Raw genomic sequence first — 25484 nt, 5'->3', positions numbered from 1 at the left:
GAAAGTTTTGATGAATACTATTACAGTAAAAAATGGCAGGGGTAGCTGGACTCGAACCAACGGATGTCAGGATCAAAACCTGATGCCTTACCAACTTGGCTATACCCCTGTAATGTCTAGGCTGTGTACGTCCGATTTCTAGCAGTAACTTTTAGTAATTGTTACTTTTAGAATGGCGTTACGACCTTTCAGTTATCTACAAAACGGATGAACCGTTTGATATCTAACTTTTCCCTAGCGGCGTTCATTGCGAACTATACCGAAACTGGGATGGCGTTGTCAATGGTAATACGATAATTGGCTGTCTATAAACCGCTTATAATGTATACATATCAAACACTTCGAACTTAAAAATGGCAGGGGTAGCTGGACTCGAACCAACGGATGTCAGGATCAAAACCTGATGCCTTACCAACTTGGCTATACCCCTATTGAGGCGACCTATTATAAGTAAATTTTCAGATTTTGCAAGTCATTTGCGCCTTTTTCTGGCTTTTATTCGTAATGAGGTGGTTTTGGTAAGTAAGTGCCGAAAATTGAAGTGTTAATCAAAGTGATCATAGGGTTGTGTGAATGGGTTTTAGTAGGGTGAATCTGGTACAGGATTTCCAAAGTAGTCTTATATGTTCCGAGGAGCAGCGTAAGACTCAACTGTATGCAACAGCTTTAGCAATGTAGCTAAGAACTCACTTTTCTTTATTCTTGAAGTGATAGTATTATTACTATCAAAAAATTTCCCAAAAAATATCAGACATTCATCTTCTTGGTAAATGTAAAATAGAGATTTGTTAGTAGATAAGTCATAGAACAAAAAGTTAGTTCTCTCACTACTGCTATCGTAAACTCCAGTTTCAGTTTCATAAAAAATATCGTGTAGCTTGCTTAGTGGTTTATTGATCAAGCTTTTATTTAGGTGAAATTCGCCATCAGTAATAAGTTCTATTTCTTTCTTAATATTGTTAATCAGTGGAAAAATATAATAGCTATTATCTTGATAACTAATATTTACTGAGTTCACAATAATATCCATCACGACAAATTGTTCTTTTATTTCATGCATTGTAAAAGCAATAGTTTCTGTATTTCCGAGAGTGATCATATTTTGCTCTTAAATGCTTTAGGCTTGATAGTATTTGCGGCTCTTACCTTTTCACCTATCTATAAAAACTTGCGCAGTTATAAACTCCCAACCACATATCCTGCGCAAGGCGCATCCATAATCCACTTTGCCAAAAGCACTTTGTCAGTAGTCACGCTTGCATCCAAAGGTAAAAACACTGCGCTACCAGAGCCAGTCATTCGTGCTGTACCCAGTGCTTGCTGTTCTAACCCTTGCAAATAATGCAAAGCCTCTTCAACAGCAGGTGCGAGGCTCTTCACTACTGGCGTAAAAACATTGTGATAGGGCACAGTGAGCGTTTGTACATAATCAGCGTATTGGCTTTGAATGGTTTCAATCGATAGGGGAGCGATATTCCGCTGTAGTTTCGGATGCGCGAACAGCTTTGCGGTATTCACATGAGCATCAGGTGTCAACATTAAATATTGATGTTCTGGTAAATCAATGGCGGTCAGTTCCTCACCAATACCCATCGCAATCGCATCTTGCCCAAAGATAAATATGGGCACATCAGCGCCCACTTTTGCACCGATTTTTATAAGCTCGTCACGAGTAAAGCCAAGCTGCCAAATCTCATTTAATACCAATACGGTGGTGGCAGCATTAGAGGAGCCACCACCCAATCCTGCGCCCATTGGTAAATGTTTATCTAAAGTGACATTCACTGATGCTAACTGCTTAGGTAGCTTGTCAGATAGTACTGAAGCAGCTAATAATGCGTATGCTGCTTTAAAAATGAGATTGTCTTCTATGCTGGTCGTTATCGCTTCTGCGCCAGTTAGAGTGAGTAGTTGATGGCAAAGGTTCGTAGCTTCTAACGTGTTATCACCAGTATCAACGACGACATCACTGTCTACTGAAAAATGTAAATAATCGCCCCAATCGAGCAAGCGAAAAACCGTTTGCAAATCATGATAGCCATCAGGACGATTACCAGTAATATGCAAAAATAAATTAATCTTTGCAGGGGATAAGCGTGTGATAGTAGAGGCAGATGATGCGGCGATATTTTTAATCATAATGTGCAGTCATAAATTTTTCAGCCGTAAATGGCTAGCTTAGTAAGCAATGGTGGCTTGATCAGTAATTGCGGTCACTGATGAATGATGGGCTAGTGATTAATTGTCATCACAACCTTATTGCCTTGAGGTTGTACCGCGCTGATTTTACTCGGTAGTTTATCAGTGCCCTTGTAAGTGAAGCTTGCGGTCCACTCACCGTTGACTGAGCTGATTAAGCGGCTTTGGGCATCCATTTCTGGTGCACTGTCTGAAGGTGCTGGACGACCAGATATCCAATAAGGCATCTGTGAGATAGGAGCCTGCCAGCCGGTTGCTTTTTTCAATAGAGTCTCAGGATCATTCGCTGTCAATGACCCTGTTTTTTCACTGACTAGCGTGGCGGTTTGACCATCATATTCGATATTGGTTTTACCGATACCTAGCGCGCCAATCAGCTCGATAGCAAAGCGGTCTTCTTGTTGTCCCCACGCATAAAAGGCACTGCCACCTTGCGCGCCTGTGGTGTCATTAGCAGGCATCGTTACACCAATTTTGCCAGTAATATTAAAGGTCTCAAGCTTTTGTGGTTGCTCTTGTATAGTTGTGGTTGGTTGGTTGGTAGTCGCACTCGCTGTTTTTAATGACTGGCAACCAGACGTTATCACGAGCGCTGCCGCCATGGCTGTAAATAGAGTGACTTTATTAAGCTTATAAGAAGTGGTTACTACTGACATGATGTTTCCCCAATAATGAACAAATTTACAAAGATATTAGCTTAAGTGTTATTTGTTACTCAGTTATGCGTGGCTGTTAGCTTCTTATAAGTGCCTTGTAACTAAGTGCTCTGCAATCGTAGAACTGTTTTGCCTACTATCAAAATGATTTATTGACCATGTATCTAATACAGCTGTATGCGGTCATTAATATTATGCTGTCCGAATGAAAAGCGTTTCTGCAAATCTGTGAGTAGTGTCTCGACTCTTTCATTATTGCCTAGGCCTTGATACGCACGTAACAGTAAAGCACCTGAACGTAGCGTAGGCAACACGTCATAAGGTGTCTGTAGGTAGTCGATAACTTGCTGGTAGTTTTTGTTAGCCAGCGCATTGCTTGCTAGGATATTGAGTGCTTGTAGATGTAGCTCATTATCGTAACGTGGGTCATCATAGTGAATTTTAATGATCGCTGTCGCAAGCGCGAGGCCTTGCTCAGAGCTGCGTTCGTTGGCCAATAGTAGCTGTGCATAACTGAGCTTATAAGACAGATTGCTAGGATCTAAAGCCTGCAAATGATTGAGCAGTGGCCGTTTTACGATATAGTCTTCTTTGTCATCGAGGAGCTGGGCACGTGCAAACAAGAGCATTTCATTATCGGGATAATTACGTGCAGCTTTCGTTAATAGACTCAGCGCTTCGTCAGGTTTGTTTTGCTGCCATAAGATATCGGCTTGCATCACAAACGTGTCAGGTGCAAATACTTCAAAGTCTTTGCGCAGCTTTTCTAAAACTGACATTGCCGCCTTGGTATTGTTATTGAGTAATTCAAATGCGACGACTTTTCTACGAGCTTCTAACACCAAGTCTTCTTGCATGACACCATTGAGATAGTATTTGGCTTGTTCAAATTTCTGCTGGCGCTCAGCACTGATACCGAGGTAGTAATAAGCCTGATTAAGATAAGCGGGTGTCTTTGCCAGCATATTGAGTAACTGATCGGCATTATCATATTTTTCGATATCCAAGCTTACTAATGCTGCTAATAAAGTAATCTCAGCATCATCATTGAAATGCTTATGCGCTTCAATCAATAACTCCCATGCTTTTTGGCTTTGCTTTAAGTCCAACAAATAGCGAATTTCATACAAGTACAGGTTCTTACTGTCTGGATTACGCAGTCGTGCTTGACTGACATAATTGATTACTGTCTCAGCAGTAACGATTTTGCGCAATATGTCGGCCTTTAACGTAATAAAAGGCACATAGTCTGGTTGGCGTTCTAAAGCACGGTTGATATGAATAATGGCATTTTCAGGCTCATTAAATTGGTAAAGCAAGCCTGCTTTTAATACGGACAATGAAGCATTTTGCTCGCTATCTAGCGGCTGTAGCGCGGCAAGTAATTCGCGCTTATCTTCATCATCGTTTGGATAAATACCGATAAGGATTTCGCTTAGGTCTGCTCGAGGATCGTAACGCAAGATACGATTCAATGTCTCGCCAGCTAGCAAGTAGTCGTGTGCTCGTAGTGCCAAATGCGCCACATAAAACCAAGCAGGCACGTGATCGGGGTTTTGGTCTTGCCATGTTTTGGCAAACTGTAATGAATCCTCGACTCGCTCATTGCGCAAAGACAAACTAAGCGCGCGCTCAAAGACTGCCGTCGCATCTTCTTTAAAAGATTGCTGCTTATAGATAGTAATCGCGCGTCTTTTGTCATCACGATCTGCTGCAAATTCCGCATCTAGCAGCGCATATAAACTTGGCTCTGCGAGCTCAGGTTGCCATAAGCTTGCTGGGGCTAGGCCATCAATATTGGCAACCTTTCCTGTGGGCTGTATGCTTGTATGGATAGTTGTTGTAGTATGACTCGTCGCATTGTTATTCGATGCATTGTTGCTGTATGCGTTGTCGTCTATGATAGCTGCTGATACGCTGGGTCCAGTGGTCTGTAATAAGACGTTGGAAGGGTTTGCGTATACAGAAGAAGATCCTAGGCACAGACAGACGGCCAACGATAATGTTAGCTTATAGTGTTGCCATAGACGTTCAATAATGTCATGCCATAAAGCATGAAGGTTAGATTGGGCGTCATGCGCAAGTTTTGATCGAAGTAATGACCCTAAAAAAATCATAGATAACCGTATTTGCCCATTATTTATCTATATCGATAAGATAAGCTATAGCCAAAGAATTCTAAAACGGGTACAAGGCAGCCGTCTGCAGATTGTACAAGCCGTACATCTAGGGAGGGTAACGCCGTAGCTGTTTAGCAGTTTTCTAACTATATGTTTTAATTATTTTAAACTAAATGTTGGTAACGAGTACCCATGACAAACATTATAAGAGTAGATAGCTGGTATAAACAATAGTGACCGTGTTACTCAGATAGTAGTATTAACTATTCTAACAATAGCTGGTGGGCAAAGCATGATTATCTGACTATCTATGACGATAATTCGCTATCAATATTGGTCAGCATATTATGAAAATATAACAATTTAATGCAGAGTAAGCGAATGGTTTGTGAGCATTTTTTAAACATTTGCTCAAATTCAAACATTGGCTTTACCAATCGTATGAGTAGTTGATTTGTGACATGCGCGCCCAGATACAAGCAAATAGTTATCATCGGTAGGCGAGTGTTAATTAAAGCTGGCAATAATGATATAATAAGCGGTTTTCAGATTATTTCTTTTAACGCTGTCGTCCAAAACTGTCTTTTAAAAATAATAAGATAGAGCGGTTGGCAGATGAGCATCATTTTTATGGTCTATCAATAATGAGATTAGTGGTCATTGGGGTCAATCACAAAACTGCACCAGTCGCTCTACGAGAGCGCTTGGCGTTAGTAGGTGACGATGTGAATATCGCGCTCAAACAGTTAGAAGCATTCACAGATGGTAGTGTGATTGTCTCTACCTGCAACCGTACCGAGATTTACGCCCTTGTACCACAAGCCTTAGCATCGCAAAATTCAACCTTACCGTCGTCAAATTTAACATCATCGTTAGATTCACAATTATCAGAATCCCAAAAGGCCGAGTCTACTGGGCAGGAAGTGGCTAGTAATGCTTTTACCAGTAGTAGCAAGCTCTCATCTGCTACCATCAGTGCTCATATTATCAAAATTAAAAGCTGGCTCGCTACTTTTAAGCAACTATCACTCTCTGAGATTGACTCGTATCTCTATGTGCATCGTGATACGCATGCTTTAACTCACTGGCTCAGGGTCGCCGCAGGGCTAGACTCTATGATATTGGGTGAGCCGCAGATACTCGGTCAAATTAAGCGCTCTGTACACCTCGCACAAGAGCAAAAAGTATTGAGTAATCAGCTCGGTTGGGTCGTCGATCAAGTGTTTGCGGCTGCTAAGCGTGTGCGTAATGAGACCAAAGTAGGTGCACAAGCGGTATCGCTCAGCTTTGCGGCGGCCAAACTCGTCACGCAAATATTTGATGATTTGCCTAGCCGAACTCTATTGGTTGTGGCAGCAGGCGAGATGAATAGATTGGTCGCGACGCACATTGCGGGGCTTGGGGTCGGGCGGGTTATCATTTGCAATCGTAATCCTGAACGGGCAGAAGCACTGGCGGCTGAGCTGCGCAACCCTAATCGCCGTGTGGAAGTCAGAACACTGCAAGAGCTACCGCAAGTGTTGGCAGAGGCTGATATTGTCAGTAGCTGTAGCGGCAGTATGGATTTGTTGATTGATAAAACCATGACATTGCAGGCGCTCAAGCGTCGCCGCTATCAGCCAATGTTGATGATTGACTTAGCAGTGCCACGTGATATTGACTCTACCATTAGCCGTATAGATGATATCTATCTGTATTCTGTCGACGATCTGCAGCACGTGATTGCTGGTAACATCGAGCAGCGTAGGCAAGCAGCGGTAGACGCAGAGCTACTAGTCAGCCAACTGGTCGTTGAGATGGATCGTCGTTTTCAAGTGCGCCAAGTCGGTAAAGATATAGAGCAATACCGTGCACGTACTCAGGATCAAGTAGACAAACTACTGCATGATTCTATCGCTCAGCTACAGCAGAGTGATGCCAGCCCTGAAGATATCCTCACCGAGCTGTCACGCCGTCTGACCCAGAAACTCACACATGCACCATCGAAGCTGCTGCGTAAAGCTGCCCGTGAAGGTGACAGCGAACTGTTAGACTTTGTGGTAGCAGGCTTGAATGAGTCACATCGCGGCCGTCGATAGTAGCCATTCCTTTATCAAAAAATCATAGATTCGCCAGTGCACGCATTGCGCGAACATATCGTTGTCAACCTGCATTATCAGTGCTAATATCGAGCTGTCATAAGCATATTAAGCGATGATAATCTGTCGGGATTCGCTGGCCATTATTCGATAAACGCCTTAGCGCACTTATGCTGGCTCAGTATCTATTCATGTCATTCCATCATCCGCGACCACTGTAATGAGTCTACCACTGTGTAGCATTTATATCGGTGCATATGTTTTGTACGATTTCGTCCCAAGTTAATAAAATCAATGCATGCAAGACACAATCATCAACGGCAATAGCACTAGGATAAAGCGCTATATCGTCAACCCTGCGTCGTACTCTCGATTATTACTCGATATTATATCCAAATGAATATTAGCTATAGTAGCCTCTAGCGACAGTGCTATTTCACTATAAAAGTATTACTGCTTTAACCTCACTTGAAGTATTAAACATACATCTACACTCGGTTGCCTTGTACTACTTTTAAATGGAATCAACTATAGTCTCTAGCAATAGTGCTATTTCACTATAAATAGTATTTGGCTAGGTTGGCATTTAGATTTTTGCACTTAGATTTTAGTATCTGCATTTTAATATTGAGGTTTTAGTGTCTGGAGCTTGCTGTAGCTACAGCTTAAGAATTATTAAATCATCTAACAATAAACTAGGAGCGCCCTATGACTGCATTACGTCAAGATATTGATCCAAACGGCTTATTAGAATACTCAGTGGTCTATACTGACCGCGCCCTCAATCACATGTCGAAAGTCTTTCAACAAGTGATGAATGACCTGTCTAGCGACCTGAAATCAGTCTATAACGCTGATGCAGTCGTGATTGTACCGGGTGCTGGTACTTATGGTATGGAAGCGGTTGCGCGTCAATTGGCAAACGATGAAGATTGCCTCATTATTCGTAATGGTTGGTTTAGCTATCGTTGGTCGCAAATCCTAGAAAAAGGCAAAATTGCCCAATCGACTACGGTCTTGACTGCTCATCGCGAAGAGGGTGATTCTCCAAAGCCGTTTTCACCTGTCGATATCGATGAGGCAGTTGCAAAAATTAAAGCAGAAAAACCAGCCGTGGTATTTGCTCCGCATGTCGAAACCTCATCAGGTATTATTCTGTCAGCGGACTACATTAAAGCGTTGAGTGCTGCCGTGCATAGCGTTGGTGGTTTATTGGTTATCGACTGTATCGCATCAGGTTGTGTTTGGTTAGACATGAAAGATTTGGGAATTGATGTTCTTATCAGTGCTCCGCAAAAAGGTTGGAGTAGTACGCCGTGTGCTGGTTTGGTCATGCTCAGCGATGCTGCTATCCAAAAAGTAGACAGTACAGAATCTGATAGCTTTAGCTTGGATTTGAAGCAGTGGTTAAACATCATGCGTGCCTATGAGAATGGCGGTCACGCTTATCATGCGACTATGCCAACGGACAGCTTACGTCAGTTCCGCGATACCATTCTAGAGGCTAAAAAAATTGGCTTCGATACATTGTGTGATGCGCAGTGGGAGTTGGGCAACCGCATCCGTCAGGTATTTGCTGATAAAGGTATCGAGAGCGTGGCAGCCAAAGGCTTTGAAGCGCCAGGTGTTGTCGTGGCATACACCGATCGTGAGGACATGCATAAAGGCAGTGCCTTTGCAGAAGCCGGTATGCAAATCGCTTCTGGTGTCCCTCTCAAAGTAGGTGAGCCGGATAACTTTAAGACCTTCCGTTTGGGTCTATTTGGTCTAGACAAATTGACTGACGTTGATGGTGCCGTCACACGTTTTGAGTCAGCACTTGATGAAGTATTGGCTAAATAGTATTTACCACATGCTTAGCTAAAAGAATACTGAGCCTGTTTAATATGGGTTCAGTATTTTTTTACCCTTTTATTATATTTTATAATATAATGTATTTTTATAAATTAATATTTAGGCACGTATTTAATAAACTTAATTGGGTAGTCCGTTATGAGCATACAAATAGACTGGCAGGCATTTACACCAATCTCCTTAGCAGGCGGCCTAATGCTAGGTGTGGCGACCGTTATACTGCTACTGGGTATTGGGCGTATTGCGGGTATTAGCGGTATCTTTTCAAGCCTGCTGAAGCCAAAGCGTGTTGAGATGTGGCAGATATTGTTCATCGTGGGTCTGGTCGTCTCGCCAGTAATATATAGTCTTGGAAGACCGTTACCCAATATAGATATCAGCACTTCTTTACCGCTATTAGTCGGCGCGGGATTGTTGGTTGGCTTTGGGACGCGTTTGGGCTCAGGCTGTACTAGTGGGCACGGTATCTGTGGCAATGCACGCTTGTCTCCACGCTCGATGGCAGCGACGGTAACCTTTATGCTCTTTGGTATTGTGACGGTGTATTTTGGTCGGCATGTTTTAAGTTTGATTTAAAGAATCGCGCTAAGACGGCGTTGAGTACTGTTTATAGCAGCTTGAATTAACATATTAGGTGTGAGAAAAAACATGCTAAAAAATATAATTGGATTACTGGCAGGGTTGTTATTTGGTTTTGGACTGCTGATATCTGGCATGACTGATCCTGTGAAGGTGCAAGGGTTTTTGGATGTCTTTGGTGCATGGGATATTTCCCTCGCATTGGTCATGGGTGGTGGGTTAATCGTGGCAATCATTGGTGTACAATTGGCCAAGCGTCAGCAGACGAGCTGGATTGGCACATTAATCGAGATGCCAAACAAAACCGTTATCAATAAAAAACTCCTTATCGGCGCGATGCTGTTCGGTATTGGTTGGGGTTTGGTGGGTATTTGTCCAGGGCCAGGAATCGTACTGCTCGGAACAGGACAATGGCAAGCGTATGTATTCATCCCTGCCATGATAGTTGGCATGCTGATTTATCAATGGTTAGAGCCAAAACTTGGCTGATATAGTTAGCTCTCTATAAATTGGATACGGTATCAGCCTGGCTTGGTCTACTAGGTGTAGTACTTTTACTCGGCTGCCTTGTCTCCAAATTATATTGAACCAACTACAGTATAAATAAGCTAGCGCTCAAAAAAAGGTCAGCCTAATATGATCAAGCTGACCCTTTCTATATTTCTATAAAAAACGTTTCACGTTATAAAAGTATTTTACACTTTCAGAAGCCCTATTTCGCACTGACTGTGACTTTCGGGGTTTCGTGTGCCAATGATTTGGCTGCTTGTCGCAGCTCAAATTTCTGAACTTTGCCCGTACTGGTCTTTGGTATTTCAGCAAAGATAATATATTTGGGTACTTTAAAACCCGCTAAATGCTGCTTGCAATGCGCCATCACGGTATCGCGCTGCAAGGTGCTATCAGCATGAATCTCGATAAAGGCAACGGGCACTTCGCCCCATTTTTCATGTGGTGCAGCGACCACGGCGCAGCTTTGAATCTCAGGCATTTTATATAGGATGTTTTCGACCTCAATACTAGAGATGTTTTCACCACCTGAGATGATGATATCTTTAAGCCTGTCCATGATTTTGATATAACCATCAGCGTATTTGACGCCTAAATCACCCGTGCGAAACCAGCCATCAGCAAAGGCCGCTTCGGTAGCTTTACGACTTTTGAGATAGCCTTTCATCACCATATTACCGCGTAGTGCCAACTCGCCCATTTCTTCACCATCGGCCGCGACAGGTTCAGTTGTACCTTGCTTAAACACCTCAAACCCAGTCATCAAGTGTGAAGTCACACCTTGTCGTGATTTCTTTTGCGCACGTACAGTGACATCCAGCTCATCCCATTCTGCTTGCTCGGCACAGAGCGTCACTGGCCCATATACTTCAGTGAGACCATAAACATGAGAGATGTGGAATCCCATGGCTTCCATTGCGGCTAGCATAGTCTCAGATGGTGGCGCACCAGCGACCCAACCATTTACTTCGTGGGTAATCGCCTCTTTATATTCAGACTTACCACCTGCAATCATATTGTGTACCACAGGAGCTGAGCAATAATGGCTGACTTTGTACTTAGCAATTAGTTGTAAAATCAAATCCGCATCAATATTACGTAAGCAGACGTTGATACCGGCACGCTCAGCGATGGTCCATGGAAAGCACCAACCGTTACAGTGAAATAACGGCAGCGTCCAGAGATACATAGGATGCTTCGGTAGGTCCCAATCTAGGATATTGGACACAGCATTGAGCGTGGCACCGCGATGGTGGTAGACCACACCTTTGGGTTTGCCTGTGGTGCCAGAGGTATAATTCAGTGCAATCGCATCCCATTCGTCTGATGGTTTTTCCCAGTTATCCAAACTGTCTGAACTGGCAACCAATTCCTCATAGCTCATTTGTCCAAATCTATCGACTTTGAGAGCCGCATCTGTTGCATGAATAACAATTAGGTTGGGAAAGGTTTCATCGATAATCTCGGCATATTCAGCAAACTCACTGTCCAAAACCAGAACTTTGGCTTCTGAATGTTGTAGACAAAAGGTGAGGGCGTTGATATCGAGTCGGGTATTCAATGTACAGAGTACACCACCTGACATCGGCACACCAAAGGCGCATTCAATCATCGCTGGCGTGTTCGGCATCATCACTGCCACGGTATCGTTTTTATCAATGCCCAGTTTGCGTAGCCCATCGGCTAACTGCCTGCAACGATTATAGGTTTGTTGCCACGTTTGGGTGAAGTTATTATATTTTAGGTCGTCATAAATGATGGCAGTCTTGTCAGGGTAAACCTGCGCACTGCGAATGATAAAATCAATGGGGGTAAGCGGTTGATGGTTGGCTGCATTTTTGCCAAGACCAGTATGGAAGTCTGTCATTGTGATAATCCTTTATCATATATTTGAGATTTTCTGAGGTAATACCTTAGTCGATCGACTTTATCAGGGCATGTCATCAATTGGAAGTATTTGTATTTTTACCCTTATAATCTAATCGATTAATCCAGTCGATGCTACGTCTTAATACCTAATTATTATAGACATTCGTCATTGATAATTGGACTGGTTTTGTCGTGTTTGTTTAACCGCATACTAGGAAGTCAGCTATTAAGCAGAGCCATTTGGTATGGTAATGAATAAACGTCCACTCATCAGTCGTTTGTCTGCGTAGCTGATGATAATAGCGGTGTGGTACGATACCAGTAACGTTAAACCCCGCAAGCTATTCATAAGGAAAATGATATGACCGCCAGCCGCACTGCCGCGCCGATTGAAACTGCCACTACCAATGAACATTACCCGCATTTATTTGAGCCACTCGATCTGGGTTTTACGACGCTCAAAAACCGTCTAGTAATGGGCTCTATGCATACGGGTCTTGAAGATCGTTTCTATAATTATGGCAAGCTGGCAGCGTATTTCGAAGAGCGTGCCAAAGGCGGCGTGGCGATGATGATCACTGGCGGTATTTCGCCCAATCGCGAAGGGTGGTTGCTTCCTGCGGGCGGTACCATGAATACAAAGGCCGACGTCATCAATCACCAACGCGTGACCCGTGCTGTGCATAAACATGACAGCAAACTCATCATGCAAATCTTGCATAGTGGTCGTTACGGTTATCACCCCTTTGTACTGTCATCAAGCCCGATTAAATCGCCAATCTCACCATTTAAACCGCGCAAGATGAGTATTAAAAACATCGAGCAGACGGTAAAAGATTACGCCCGTTCAGCCAAGCTTGCCAAGCAGGCAGGATATGACGGTGTAGAAATCATGGGGTCAGAAGGGTATCTGCTGAACCAGTTCTTATCGCGTCATGTCAACAAGCGTAAAGACATTTATGGTGGTGATATCGAAGGCCGTATGAAGTTTGCCGTTGATGTGGTTAAAGCGGTTCGTGCTGCTGCTGGTGAAGATTTCATTATTTTGTTCCGCCTGTCAGTGATTGATTTGGTCAAAGATGGCAACGTCATGAATGAAGTCATCACGGTGGCTCAAGCGCTAGAAGAAGCGGGCGTGACCATCATGAATACGGGTATCGGCTGGCATGAAGCACGTGTCCCGACGATTGTGACGAGCGTACCACGTGCCGCATTTGTTGACTTCACTGCTGAAATTAAAAAGCACATCAATATCCCAATGATGGCAGCGAACCGTATCAATATGCCAGAAACGGCTGAAGAAATCGTCGCGACTGGTCAAGCTGATATGATTCAAATGGCGCGTCCATTCTTAGCTGATGCACATTGGGTCAATAAAGCCAAAAATGGTCAAGCAGACCGTATCAATACTTGTATCGCCTGTAACCAAGCCTGCCTAGATCATACTTTTGAAAACAAACGTTCGACTTGTTTGGTCAATCCACAAGCCTGTTATGAGACTGAATTGGTCTATAAGAAAGCGAAGAAGCCGAAAAAAGTTGCTGTCATCGGTGGCGGTGTTGCGGGTATGTCAGCCGCTCATGTGGCTGCACTGCGCGGTCATGATGTGACCTTGTTTGAAGCCAAAGACGTGTTGGGCGGTCAGTTCAACTATGCCAAAGTCATCCCTGGTAAAGAAGAGTTCTTTGAAACCATTCGCTACTATATTAATGAGCTTGAGCACTTGGGTGTCGACGTACAACTGAACACCAAAGTCGATAAAGACATGCTTGAAAAAGCCAAATTCCACCATGTCATCGTCGCAACGGGTGTCGTACCTAGAAGTCTAGCAGGTAAGCTTGAAGGTGCAGATTTGCCACAAGTGATGAGCTATGCTGAACTGCTATCTGGTGAGAAATCAGTTGGCAATACAGTTGCTGTCATCGGTGCTGGTGGTATTGGTTTTGATGTCAGTGAATATCTCACCGCCAAACATGGTCAACCACTTGATGAGCTAGATCCTGAGACGTTGAAAGATCCAAGCTATCGTCCAAAAGCCCAGTCAATTAGTGAGTGGCGCGAAGAGTGGGGCGTGACTAATGATGTCAATTATCAAACGGATGGTGGTCTGGTTAAGCCTGAGGCCATTAAACCTATTCGCCAAGTCTATCTCATGCAGCGCAGCAAAGGTCGCTTGGGCAGCGGACTCAATAAAACCTCTGGTTGGGTGCATCGTGCTCATATCAAATCACACGGCGTCATCCAAGTCGCTGGCGTGCAGTATGACAAAATTACCAATGAAGGTATTTGGGTGACCAATGGTCAAGGTCAAAGCCAGTTACTACGTGTCGATAGCGTCGTCGTCTGTGCAGGTCAAGAGTCAGTCGTTGAGCTAATGCCAAACGTTGGTGATGCGCCAGACGCGCAGTATCATTTAATCGGCGGCGCTAAGCTTGCAGCTGAGCTAGATGCTAAACGCGCGATTCGTGATGGGGCTGAGGTTGCTGTGCAGATTTAAACGATTGATTTAAAATCAGTGTCTAAAACTAGAAGACGGCAGGGGAGTGATCTCCTGCTGTTTTTTTATTTAGAGCTTAAATATTGCTCAAGGTTTTTATTTTAATTGAGATAAAATTTAGCTTATCATTGCTTCGAAGTTCGAAAACCTAACTCACCTCGTGCTCTAATATAATCCGGTCAAAATACCCTCGGACACCACAACGCCCTGAACTAAACTGATAATTAATGTCTCTTAATAATAGTTGATTCTTACCCTTATACATTGCTGGATATAATCTTAGCTCGACGGTTTCATCTGGCTGATCATCGTTAACGACCCAATGATTTTGTGACCACCTTGCAATGCTATCTTCAATACTACAGGTATGTAAATTATCAAAAATTAAGTCACTTTCAATTACAGAAAGATTAGGTTTTTTATCAACCTTATTAATCGACAAAGTATTCATTGCATTTTGCAACGTATTTTTGTGCTTACCATCTACATTAAATACTGAAATTTGAAAGTTTTTAGAAAATTCTCCAAACATATCCTTATTGGGAAATTCAGAAGAGTTTAGCTCATCTTCCCAATCATAATATGTATCTTCTTCGATATATTCTTTATACTCACGGATAAGGCACTTGGTATCTTTGCAAGTATTACGCTGAAAATTTAGCCATATGCGTTGATTAGCAATGAACCTATCTTTAAAAGCTTTGCTGTCTTCATAGTCAGAAGAGGTGACTAGATTACTTTTGTACTTTTCTGCCATGGCGTCATCAAGCTTAGAAAGCTCAGGATTTTCGCAAACAGTTTTTTCTACCCAACTAGCAGCTTTGTCGCAATCAAAACTTGCTGAATTTGCATAAGTGGAAAGTAAGCAAGTGCCTAAAATACTGATTGTAGTGATGCATAACCTTTTCATATTACCCTCATTTTTTAGAGCTTGATTGTATTTTAAGAAAGCTAAATTGTGATATACGTGTCATCATCATTTTCTGCAAAAAACGAATCAGTCCATCGATCCTAGCCCAGCTAGCTAGCCTCACTCATTTACCAACTGCCAACATTTTCCATCGAAATCCAAGGCTCGATAGGTTCTAGGTCTTCGCCACTTTGTAGCAGTTCAATTGAGATGTTGTTAGGGTCTTTAACAAAAGCCATATGGCCATCTTTAGGTGGTCTTAATATCTCGACCCCTGCCTGTATAAAGGTGTCGCACTGCGTGTATATATTGTCGACTTTAAAGGCAAAGTGCCCAAAATTATCGCCATTGGTATACTCTTTTTCATCCCAGTTGTGTGTCACCTCAATCTCTGGCGCACCCTCATGCGTTGCTAAAAAATATAAGCTGAATCTGCCTGATTCAGAGTCTCTCTTTCTTAGCAGTTGTAAGCCCATAAGGTCACAATAGAAAGATAACGTTTCTTCTAGTTTGTTGGTTCTAATCATTGCATGTAAGTACTTCATAAAAATGCCTTAATATTTATTGTTCATAAAAAATGGAGTAATGGTAGGGTGCTTGTTATGCATCATTAATATAAAAAATCTCAAATGGCGTCTGTATGATATCAATACCATTAACTATATAAAGCGCATTTGTGTCAGTAACTTTTTATCAAGCAGTGCAAGCGGCATACCCTGCAATACTTGCTAGATTAAATTTGACGTCGCAAAATCTAACCTTCCATCTCGCTAGTCAACCACTCAGATACGTCATTCACTTGCGCTGCTAATTCAGGTTGCGCTATGCCTAGTTCGTCGAGCTTAGTTTTTACGTCGTTGCGATTGTATTTGCTATCAGTCAAAGCGTCTTTTAACAGCTCAATCAACTCAACGTTTAGCGCATCAGAGAAGATAACGACTTCACGAATCATTGCTTGCTTTACATCAAGGTGCAAATCGATAATGCCCCAATCAAAGCGTGTTTCAATATGGTGGGTAAACTCAGGGGTCTTACCAAAGCGCCAATCCCAATCTGCCATTTGCTGATAGTATTTATTCAAAGTTGGTTGCTTGGCGAGGCTGGCTTCATCTAACGCCTCTACTGGTGCAGTGTTGTCATAATCTTTGTCGCGATAGTATTCACAAAACGCTTCGATAATCGCATCAGACAGCGTGTCATGATTGATGTTTTCGTTAAACTCAACCAAGTTTGCAACACGAGAACGGACAGACTTAATGCCTTTGGCTTTTAGTTTGAGCGGATGTGGATTGAGGTAGTCGCCGAGTTTTTGCATGTTGGCATTGACGAGTAATGTCCCGTGATGAAAGCTGCGATCCGCTGCATGTTTAAAGGCGCTACCTGAGATTTTCTTATCACCTACTTGCATATCATTACGCCCAGATAAGTCAGCATCGATGCCCAGTTTTTTCAACGCATTGATGATGATGGCAAAGTTCGCTTCTTGGTCGTAGCTATCTTTGGGTGATAGAAAAGTAAAGTTGGTATTGCCTAAGTCATGAAACACTGCGCCGCCACCACTCTGACGCCGCGCCAAAAACACCTCGTCGGCTTCCATTTTATCGATTTTGCATTCTACCCATGGATTTTGCGAACGACCAATGACCACGGTCTCAGAATTACGCCATAAGAATAGCGTGTGCGAGTCGGGATTGAGGGTGTTAAATATCCAGTCTTCGGTAGCAAGGTTAAACCAAGGGTTGGTCACGGCAGATTTTAAGATGCGTAGTTTCATTTTTTATCCTTTTGAGTAGAAGGTTATTTATTAGGTTTTATGAGTTGGCTTTTATATATAGGCATAACCATTCTTACCGATGCGAGGTTGGAATTTAATGATCGCGGTGATAAAGATATTGATTTTATTTTAGATAAGGTAAATTTATAAACAAAAGTGAGTGATGAGTATAGAAAAATAATCCCTTTTAAGCGATTAAAAAGTTATCATCGTGGTCTTTTTTTACGATATAACCTTTTTCACGACTGAGACCTTTTATAACGGTACATTTATCATAAATGACCATCTCTTATAAATAGGAAACAGCCGTCCCATGCTTGATAGGATTTTTTCATGACCAACCGCGACCTCATTATTTTCGTAACACTGTCCTTTATGTGGTCGCTGTCTTTTATATTTTATCGCGTGGGTGTGCCGGAGTTTGGCTCGTTGACCTTTGCCAGTTTACGGGTCATATTTGCTGGGCTGGTCATGCTGATCTTTGTATTAATTAGCAAGAAAAACAGAGAAGGCATCCGCGAAAATTGGAAAGTGTTGGCGCTTGTTGGATTATTCTCCGCTGCCGTGCCATTTATGCTGTTTTCTTTTTCTGCACGTTCGGTGAATGCGGGTGTTTTGGCAGTGCTCAATGCTTCTGTACCGATGCTGAGTGGATTTATCGCCAGTACGTTCTTTAAAGACAGACTATCAAAAAAGCAAATTTTGGGCCTCATTATTGGTGTTATCGGTGTGGTAATTTTGATGAGTGAGAGTTTGTTTGGTGGGCAGGATGCGACGTCGGGTTCGAGTCTGTTGCCGATGGGTTATGGGTTGTTGGCCTGTGTTGGTTATGCGCTAGGGGCGAACATTACTAGGAATTACTTGAATGATGTCTCTCCAGTGGCGATTACCGCAGGGTCACTCATTATTGCCAGTGTGATTATGCTGCCGGTTGCAATATATGAGTTCCCTTATGGCAAGAGTATCAGTGCTCAGGCTTGGGTTTCTGTTATCTGTATTGGTGTGTTTTCTACCGCCATTGCGCTGATTTTTATGAATCAATTAATCAAAAGTATTGGCCCTATGAGAGCAACGAGCATTACGCTAGTGATCCCAATTTTTGCGATTATTTTGGGCTATTTATTACTGGGTGAAGCATTGGATACACCTGCCATTATCGGTTCGGTGGTGATATTGTTTGGGACGTATTTGTCTTTAGAGTTGTCTGTTACTAGGATGATAAAGTCGTAAATTATGTACGGAATAATATGTGTATTTTGGCTTTACTGAGCGTTCTTACCCACACAAATAATGCCATTCAAACAATTTCTATTTTGAGTGACGGTCCATGGTGACGATAGGTCTAATGCTTTATGCAATTGATAGGGTGTGATGTTTCGCTCATCTATTTCACGACCGTTTTCATCTTTGTCAGGTATAGGGTATCGCTTAAGACGCTCGGTATCGGATTGCTCCATAAATATTAAAAAGTTTTGTACATTTTTAGCCAGTTTACTATTAGGGCGTTGATTCAGCTGCACCATCAGTTGTTCGTTATCTGAGTCATAGAATTCACGCATTTCTTCATCTGTCCATTGGGTATTCTCTGACCCAAAAAACAGTAGATAACGATACATATTGAATAACACGTTAGCATCGTTATAAAAGATACTCTGTGGATACTGGTGCATGAAATCTTCCCAGAAGACGGTACGCTCTACCAACTCCTCAAAAGAAAAAGCTATCGCTGCATCAAACCAAAATATTCCTTGGTTGTCTTGAGCCATTCGCTGGATAAAGGCAGCTTGATCCTCTGGTAGATAGGGAATGAATATATCTGCCATAGCCGTTAGGTCGTGATGAAACTCATAATCACCTTCGCCCAAATAGCGCACACTGACGTCAGACCTACTCATGATTAAGCTAACCAAATATCGAACATGAGAGTTCACTGCTTTTAATTGTGTCACCGAAACCTTTTTACCTTGTTCGATGGTGCGCATCAAGGCATAAAATGCGCTGTCGTCTATAGCGCTATCAACATTCAGAAAACGTGCATACATCTCCTGATACTCTGCTAGCCATTGCAATATTTCAGCGTTGTTGGCCACTGGCAAGCAAGCGGTTAACTGGTGCTGAACCGCATGAATGTCTTCGATTTCATTTTTATTATTGATAGCATTTATTGTGTCATTAAGCTTGCTACAAATCAGCCGCTCTTTTAATGTATCTTCCGATAATTTCACCAAGGCTTTAGTGAGTTCTTTTGGCGTCTTTGCTTCTGCGATAGGCTGTTCGCTTTGGATAGTTGTCGTTTGTGCTTCTGATGAAGTAGCTTTGTCAGAAGGAGGCTGGCAAGCAGTAAGGCCAAACACTAAGCTTGAACCTATGATGAGCGGTAGCTTTTTATTTTGTATAAGTGATAACGACTTCATTTTTTATTTCTATACCCGTAGCAGGAAAGAGTGAGTAGGACAGCCGCAACAGTCTAACAGACCCTAATAAAACAGCCATCTTGTATTTTATTTTAGGGCAAGCTCACAATCTTCTAAATTCTCATACACGTTTTTGTATACCTCTCTGTCGCTATAAATATCAATATTTGCGTTCTGGTGCCAATCAATGCTGAGGTTACATTCAAACTGCGAATACGCTTTTAGATTAGAAGGTTTACAGCTTGACGCTTGCTCGGAAGATTCGGTGTCGAGTTCCCAAACTTGCAAGTCGTTTTCAAGTTGCATTGCTCCCTGCATAGCAGAAGGGCAGGCATAAGCGAAATTTGATGAAATGTCTAGGCTATCAAGGTCTATCTGGTCAGTGCAAGAGATACCATTTAGGCAATCTCTATCATGCCGCACATCCCAAGGAGAAGGTATTTGTAATACTTGGTGTAATTGATAACGCACTTTGGACCAATCATGTATTTCATAACCATCTTCATCTGTGCTAGGTACAGGATATTTAATCTGTCGTTCGCTATCGGGTAACGCCAAGAAGCCAAGAAAAAGCTGAGCATTTTTGGCTAACATACTGTTGGGACGCTTGGCTAAATCAAGCATGATTTTTTTATAACTAGGTTCCATAAACCGATGGATAGCATCATCTGTCCATTGTGTATTGTCTGCGCCATAGAAAAGCACATAGCGATATAAGTTCAATAAAGTCTTGGCATCTTTTACAGCATAGCCATTTGGATATTGCTGTATATAAAGCTCCCAAAATGTTGCACGTTCGACCAATTCCTGAAAGGTGGTAGTCACTGATGCATCCATCCAAAAACTCTCTTGATTGTTCTGTGCCATACGTTGGATAAATGCTGCTTGGTCTTTTTGTAGATAAGGTATAAATATGTTTACCATCGCTAGCATGTCATGATCAAATGAAAATAGACCTTCTCCCAAGTCACGGAATCTCACATCGGCACCACTTTGTATTAGCCCAATCAAGTATTGTGCACGTGGGCTTAGGGTCGCTAGCTGCTTTGATGTTGCACTTTCTTCATAATATAAGTCATAGACAATGCTGTTAAAGCTTTCATCGTCTATATCAATATCACCTACTAGAAACTGTTTATACATTGACTCATAACTGCTCAATAATGCCATTACTTCAGCATTGCTGGCCGTCGGTAAGCAAGTATCTAATTGTTTTTGAATGGCATAAATATCTTCAATCTTGCTAGTACCATCCACTGTTTGCATTGTCTGATTCAGCTGTACACAAGTTTTCGCATCTACACCTAAGCTTTTTTTACTAGGTTCAGGTTTCTCTACGACCGTTGGTATGTTTGATTCTTCAATAGCTTGTGCTTGGGGTAATGGGGTATTCGAGGTTGGCTGGCATGCAGTGACAGTAACAGTGCTAACGAGCAGCAGGCTTGAACCTATGATGAATGACACTTGATTTTTTTGCACAGACTGTATCCTCTTAACATGCCGTAAAATATGAATATGTATAGTTTAAAATAAATTCTAATAAACGAATAATAAAACTATTGTTTGCTTATGGTGATTTTACCCTTTAATAGGCTATCGAAATAGTGGCTATCATTCTTTATTAAATAAATATAAAGCAGTGTTTCTGTTTGTAAAGTTTACTTGAATAATAACGGACACTCCCTATAAAGATAACGGTCGTTCAATATGCGTCTTTGCTTAGCAAATAGGCAACGATATATTCTATTGACCCAATACTATTGATTCAATGGCTCGCATTTTTTTATGGTTCTAAGCCAGTTTTTTTTGAGGGCTTTAATGAATAGTCGAGCACTTTAATTAATAGTAATGAACCTCATAATAAAGAACAGTAACTTATAACGACAAACATAATAAGGCATAACATGGCACACGATAATTTATTTGAATCCGTAAAAATGGGCACGCAAACGCTAAAAAACCGTATCATTATGGCACCGTTGACGCGCCTGCGTTCAGTAGAGCCCGGTGATGTACCGACTGTACTTGCTAGCGAGTATTATTCACAGCGTGCTAGCTCAGGGCTTGTGATTACTGAAGCAACGCAGGTTTCTTTTCAAGCAAAAGGCTATGCAGGTGCACCTGGCGTTCATACCCAAGACCAAATCACCGCATGGAAAACCATCGTTGATAATGTCCATGCCAAAGGTGGCAAGATTGTGGTACAGCTATGGCATACCGGTCTGGTCTCGCATGAGAGCGTACAGCCGGATGGCAAAGCACCAATCTCTGCCTCTGATGTCCATGTCGGTATACGTACCTCATTGCGTGATAGCAATAACCAAGCCATCCGCGTTGAAGCAACGACGCCACGCCCAGCCACACTTGATGAAATCAAGCAAGTCATCGCTGACTTTGCACAAGCAACCAAAAATGCCAAAGAAGCGGGCTTTGATGGGGTTGAGATTCATGGTGCCCATGGTTATCTATTGCATCAATTCTGGGTTGAGCAAACCAACCAGCGTGAAGATGAATATGGTGGTAGCCGTGAGAACCGTGCGCGTCTAACATTAGATGTTATCGATGCTTGTGTGGATGCTTGGGATGCTGATCACGTTAGTATTCGTATCTCACCGCTTGGAACATTTAACAATGTAGAAGCTGGCTATAATGAAGATGAGAATATCTGGCTAATTGAGCAGATTAACAAGCGTGGCTTGATGTATCTACATCTGTCAGAGCCTGATTGGGCTGGTGGCACGCCTTATAGTGATGGATTCCGTCAACGTGTCCGCGCTGCTTTTGATAACTTGATTATCGCTGCTGGTGGTTATACTGCCGAAAAAGCAGAAAAAAATGTGAAAGCTGGCTACATCGATGCCGTTGCTTTTGGTCGCGATTATATTGCCAACCCTGATTTGGCCGAGCGTATTCGTGAAGGTGCTGCGCTAAATGAGCAGCATCCTGATAGCTTTTATGGTGGCGGTGCTGAAGGTTACACCGACTATCCGTTTTTAAACCAAGCGTAATATATAGTCGGTGAACTACTACACGGCTACGGCGTTACCCTCCTTAGACGTACTACTTGTACAATCTGCAGTCGGCTGCCTTGTATCCACTTTAGAGTTCTTTGACTATAGTTAGTTCTATATAACTGACAATCGAAAGCCACCAGGCGATAATCGTCTGGTGGCTTTTTTATGCATGATGATAAATAGGTTTCGGCTACTTGAACTACTTCAGCTAATTGAGTTACTTAATAAAATTACCTGTCTGATAATCTCGAAACGTTTGGCGCAGTTCTTCTTGCGTGTTCATGACAAAAGGCCCATAACCTGCCACTGGCTCACCAATAGGCTCACCGCTGAATAGCAAAAGTTTGATAGGCGTTAGTGTTTGTCCGTCGGTTACGGTAGTAGGGCAGTACAGATCAATGGTGTCAGTATCAGGTGCTTGCTCATCTTGAATGTCAGCACGATGTTGCGTGGGTGCCTCAAACTGAATTAGATTGCCTGCACTCACAGGCGTATCATTGACCCGTAACTCACCTTCTTGCACTAGCAGCAGTGTATTGTGTGTGTTGGGTATTTGCAGTGTCGTTGAACCAGAGGCATACAGCTCGATATTCCAGACATTAATGGGTGTAGAGGTACTGGCTGAACCTGTTACTCCTTGCCATTCGCCAGCGATGATAGCAGCTTTGCCAATAGTGGCTTGATTGCTACCGTCACTGTCGTCGCTGTTATCTATCAAGTCAACGAGAGGTATCTCCGCCCGTTTGATACTTTGGTATTTTGGATGGGTTAGTTTGTCTGCGCTCGGTAGATTGACCCACATCTGCACCATACTAAAGACGCCACCACGCTGCCCAAACGCTGCTGAATGGAACTCCTCATGCATGATGCCGCGTCCTGCTGTCATCCACTGCACATCACCTTCTAGAATATCACCGCATCCACCGGTCGAGTCTGCATGGCTGATTTCGCCCGAATAGGCGATGGTGACTGTCTCAAAACCTTTGTGTGGATGCTTACCGATACCATGCGGTTCCGTTTGGTAATTGGGGTTCGGCTCAAAGGTAGTCGGTTCGCCATAATCGAATAACAGAAATGGATCAGTGTGTTCATAGTTAAAGTCGGGGTTTTCTTCGAGATGGTTGATGAAGGTTTTTACATAAAAGCCATCACCGACCCAATGCGGTGCCTTTTTACTATGAACGTTCTCAATCGGACGCATGTATTCCCCCATAAAATGAGATGTATAGTCAACCCTCTATAAATTGGATGCGGTGTCAGTCTCGCTTAGTCTACTACTTGTAGCCCTTTCGCTCGGCTTCCTTGTATCCAAATTATATCGAACCAAATATATTATTCTAATTTTTATTATTGCTTTTCAAGCGTGACCACTAAGCGGCTTCACTTTTGTCATGCTTCTTATTCTAGCAGTTATCAAGCCTTTATTGAGTTAAAAATCAACTTAAGTAGAATAAAAAATTAAACGTAGATAGTTATAGCGTGTTCAGCGTGCTCTAAAAACACGCCCTAATACCTGATCAAAATCATTGAGCACGACTGACTTTTAAATAGACTAATGGCTAAACAGATGAGTTGTTAAAAAATGAACCGTTAGACAATCTCGCCACTGACGAAACCGCTTGCCCACGCCCATTGGAAATTATAACCACCAAGCCAGCCTGTGACATCGAGTACCTCACCGATGAAATACAGACCCTCTTGCAAATTACTCTGCATAGTTTTTGAGGATACTTCATCCGTTTTGACACCGCCGCGCGTGACTTCAGCGGTACGGTAACCCTCAGTACCAGACGGCTTAAGTTGCCAACCATTTAGACTCGCACCAAGCTCTGCCAAACGCTCATCTTTAATATTAGCAAGCTCTGTATCTTTTATGTCTTCCCACAGGTGAGTCTGCAGCGCAGTCAGTAGCTTTTTTGGTAATGCATTGTCTGTATAGTCCGCCAACACCGTACGAATCAGCTGCTTGGGATGGGATTTTTTATGAGCCAATAGGAGCGCTGTCGTATCTGTCTCTGGTAGCAGGTTAATGCTGATGGTTTCACCCGTATGCCAATAGTTGGATAGTTGCAGCATAGAAGGACCAGACAGTCCACGATGGGTGAACAGCAGTGGTAATTTAAAGGAAATACGCTCATTACTGGCAATGACTGGCAAGCTAATACCTGACAATGCTCGAATCAGTTCGCCTGTTTTATCGGTGAATGTAAAAGGCACGAGACTGGCATCAGTCGGTATGAGTGTATGCCCAAACTGCTGTGCCACCTCGTAGCCCAAGCCACTAGCGCCCATGGTTGGTATAGACAATCCGCCCGTGGCGACGACTAACGACTCACAGCGGTAGCCTGTTTGTGGCAGCTTGGTTTGATTTGCCGCCTCTTTTCTCTCTTGCTTTTCTTTTTTACTGAGTTGCTTGGTCGTTAATAATTGAAAACGAGCATTTTTATCATTTTCGACAGTTTGAACACTTTCAATTTGAGCATTTAGTTTGACTTGCACGCCTGCTGCTGCACACTCATCAAGGAGCATGCTCAAGATATCTTGTGCAGAGTCATCACAGAACAGCTGACCGTGCTCACGCTCATGGTAAGGAATTTTATGCGCTTCAACCATACCGATAAACTCCCAACTGGGATAACGGCTGAGGGCTGATTTGCAGAAATGTTGATTGGCACCAAGGAAATGCTCAGGCTCGACGAAGTAATTGGTAAAGTTACAGCGGCCACCGCCTGACATGAGGATTTTTTTGCCCGCTTTATTGGCATGATCCAATACCAGTACGCGGCGACCACGGCGACCCGCAGTGAGCGCACAGTATAACCCTGACGCGCCAGCACCGATAATAATGACATCGTAGTGGGCGTATTGTGATGTATTGCGTTGATTGCTCATTGTGGTCTCATAAAATGATAGAGCCTGTCCACTATAAAATCGCTACAGGTATCAACCTCGCTCACTATCCAACCGTATCGTGAGCACTCAGTTTGTTGTATCGATAATAGGGTGAATT

At 42.8% G+C, this 25484-nt stretch carries 19 protein-coding genes and 2 tRNA genes; 7 read left to right on the top strand and 14 right to left on the bottom strand.

Annotation, left to right across the window (positions count from 1 at the left end; genetic code table 11):
- Window positions 1–33 precede the first annotated feature (33 nt).
- From ACZW67_RS05775 to ACZW67_RS05750, 6 genes are all read right to left on the bottom strand, one after another.
- Window positions 34–109: transfer RNA gene (locus tag ACZW67_RS05775), tRNA-Gln, on the bottom strand.
- A 245-nt stretch (window positions 110–354) separates the two neighbouring features.
- Window positions 355–430, bottom strand: a tRNA-Gln gene (locus ACZW67_RS05770).
- Between the two features lie 189 nt (window positions 431–619).
- Complete coding sequence (locus tag ACZW67_RS05765) at window positions 620–1099, bottom strand: hypothetical protein (RefSeq protein ID WP_465182497.1); 480 nt, start codon at window positions 1097–1099, stop codon at window positions 620–622.
- Window positions 1100–1176: 77 nt separating this feature from the next.
- A complete protein-coding gene (gene ispE, locus ACZW67_RS05760; protein WP_465182496.1) occupies window positions 1177–2139 on the bottom strand; it encodes a 4-(cytidine 5'-diphospho)-2-C-methyl-D-erythritol kinase in 963 nt (320 codons plus the stop codon).
- Window positions 2140–2231: 92 nt separating this feature from the next.
- Complete coding sequence (gene lolB / locus ACZW67_RS05755; protein WP_465182495.1) at window positions 2232–2855, bottom strand: lipoprotein insertase outer membrane protein LolB; 624 nt, start codon at window positions 2853–2855, stop codon at window positions 2232–2234.
- A 164-nt stretch (window positions 2856–3019) separates the two neighbouring features.
- Window positions 3020–4972, bottom strand: coding sequence for a tetratricopeptide repeat protein (locus tag ACZW67_RS05750; protein ID WP_465182494.1), 1953 nt, complete (start codon window positions 4970–4972; stop codon window positions 3020–3022).
- A 647-nt stretch (window positions 4973–5619) separates the two neighbouring features.
- On the opposite strand from ACZW67_RS05750, the gene hemA reads away from it, so the two are divergent.
- The 4 genes from hemA (at window position 5620) to ACZW67_RS05730 (ending at window position 9975) form a co-directional block, all read left to right on the top strand.
- Window positions 5620–7053 (top strand): glutamyl-tRNA reductase, encoded by a 1434-nt coding sequence (gene hemA, locus ACZW67_RS05745; protein ID WP_465182493.1) that lies wholly within the window; start codon window positions 5620–5622, stop codon window positions 7051–7053.
- Between the two features lie 708 nt (window positions 7054–7761).
- Window positions 7762–8895, top strand: a complete 1134-nt coding sequence (locus ACZW67_RS05740) for an aminotransferase class V-fold PLP-dependent enzyme (protein WP_465182492.1) — start codon at window positions 7762–7764, stop codon at window positions 8893–8895.
- 150 nt (window positions 8896–9045) lie between these two features.
- Entirely contained in the window at window positions 9046–9483 is a 438-nt protein-coding gene (locus tag ACZW67_RS05735) for a YeeE/YedE family protein (protein ID WP_465182491.1), read from the top strand.
- A 72-nt stretch (window positions 9484–9555) separates the two neighbouring features.
- Window positions 9556–9975, top strand: coding sequence for a DUF6691 family protein (locus ACZW67_RS05730; protein WP_465182490.1), 420 nt, complete (start codon window positions 9556–9558; stop codon window positions 9973–9975).
- A 223-nt stretch (window positions 9976–10198) separates the two neighbouring features.
- Here the strand turns inward: ACZW67_RS05730 and ACZW67_RS05725 are convergent, their stop codons facing one another.
- Window positions 10199–11863: an AMP-binding protein gene (locus ACZW67_RS05725; protein WP_465182489.1), complete on the bottom strand. Its 1665-nt coding sequence runs from the start codon at window positions 11861–11863 to the stop codon at window positions 10199–10201.
- Between the two features lie 363 nt (window positions 11864–12226).
- Between ACZW67_RS05725 and ACZW67_RS05720 the strand changes: the two genes are divergently transcribed.
- Complete coding sequence (locus ACZW67_RS05720) at window positions 12227–14362, top strand: 2,4-dienoyl-CoA reductase FMN-binding domain-containing protein (protein ID WP_465182488.1); 2136 nt, start codon at window positions 12227–12229, stop codon at window positions 14360–14362.
- Between the two features lie 148 nt (window positions 14363–14510).
- Here the strand turns inward: ACZW67_RS05720 and ACZW67_RS05715 are convergent, their stop codons facing one another.
- From ACZW67_RS05715 to ACZW67_RS05705, 3 genes are all read right to left on the bottom strand, one after another.
- A complete protein-coding gene (locus ACZW67_RS05715) occupies window positions 14511–15272 on the bottom strand; it encodes a lysozyme inhibitor LprI family protein (RefSeq protein WP_465182487.1) in 762 nt (253 codons plus the stop codon).
- Between the two features lie 128 nt (window positions 15273–15400).
- Window positions 15401–15817: a VOC family protein gene (locus ACZW67_RS05710; RefSeq protein WP_352259201.1), complete on the bottom strand. Its 417-nt coding sequence runs from the start codon at window positions 15815–15817 to the stop codon at window positions 15401–15403.
- Window positions 15818–16026: 209 nt separating this feature from the next.
- The gene (locus ACZW67_RS05705) at window positions 16027–17046 is read right to left on the bottom strand and encodes a lipoate--protein ligase (RefSeq protein WP_465182486.1); all 1020 of its coding nucleotides are present in this window, start codon (window positions 17044–17046) and stop codon (window positions 16027–16029) included.
- Window positions 17047–17379: 333 nt separating this feature from the next.
- Here ACZW67_RS05705 and ACZW67_RS05700 point away from each other — a divergent pair, with 333 nt between their 5' ends.
- The gene (locus ACZW67_RS05700) at window positions 17380–18276 is read left to right on the top strand and encodes a DMT family transporter (protein ID WP_201588754.1); all 897 of its coding nucleotides are present in this window, start codon (window positions 17380–17382) and stop codon (window positions 18274–18276) included.
- A 32-nt stretch (window positions 18277–18308) separates the two neighbouring features.
- Here ACZW67_RS05700 and ACZW67_RS05695 read toward each other — a convergent pair whose 3' ends face one another.
- Complete coding sequence (locus tag ACZW67_RS05695) at window positions 18309–19460, bottom strand: hypothetical protein (protein ID WP_352259199.1); 1152 nt, start codon at window positions 19458–19460, stop codon at window positions 18309–18311.
- 87 nt (window positions 19461–19547) lie between these two features.
- The gene (locus tag ACZW67_RS05690; protein WP_352259198.1) at window positions 19548–20939 is read right to left on the bottom strand and encodes a hypothetical protein; all 1392 of its coding nucleotides are present in this window, start codon (window positions 20937–20939) and stop codon (window positions 19548–19550) included.
- Window positions 20940–21364: 425 nt separating this feature from the next.
- Between ACZW67_RS05690 and nemA the strand changes: the two genes are divergently transcribed.
- Window positions 21365–22468 carry an alkene reductase gene (gene nemA / locus ACZW67_RS05685; RefSeq protein ID WP_352259197.1) on the top strand — a complete coding sequence of 368 codons (1104 nt, stop codon included), beginning with the start codon at window positions 21365–21367 and terminating at the stop codon, window positions 22466–22468.
- A gap of 223 nt (window positions 22469–22691) precedes the next feature.
- On the opposite strand, the gene ACZW67_RS05680 is transcribed toward nemA, so the two are convergent.
- On the bottom strand, window positions 22692–23675 hold the full coding sequence (locus ACZW67_RS05680) for a pirin family protein (RefSeq protein ID WP_465182485.1): 984 nt from the start codon (window positions 23673–23675) through the stop codon (window positions 22692–22694).
- A gap of 389 nt (window positions 23676–24064) precedes the next feature.
- The gene (locus tag ACZW67_RS05675) at window positions 24065–25366 is read right to left on the bottom strand and encodes a BaiN/RdsA family NAD(P)/FAD-dependent oxidoreductase (RefSeq protein WP_465182484.1); all 1302 of its coding nucleotides are present in this window, start codon (window positions 25364–25366) and stop codon (window positions 24065–24067) included.
- Window positions 25367–25484: the final 118 nt, after the last annotated feature.

Source organism: Psychrobacter sp. TPE 89C (assembly GCF_055522395.1).
Note: the sequence above shows the minus strand (reverse complement) of the source record. Positions and strands in the feature narration are given on the sequence as shown.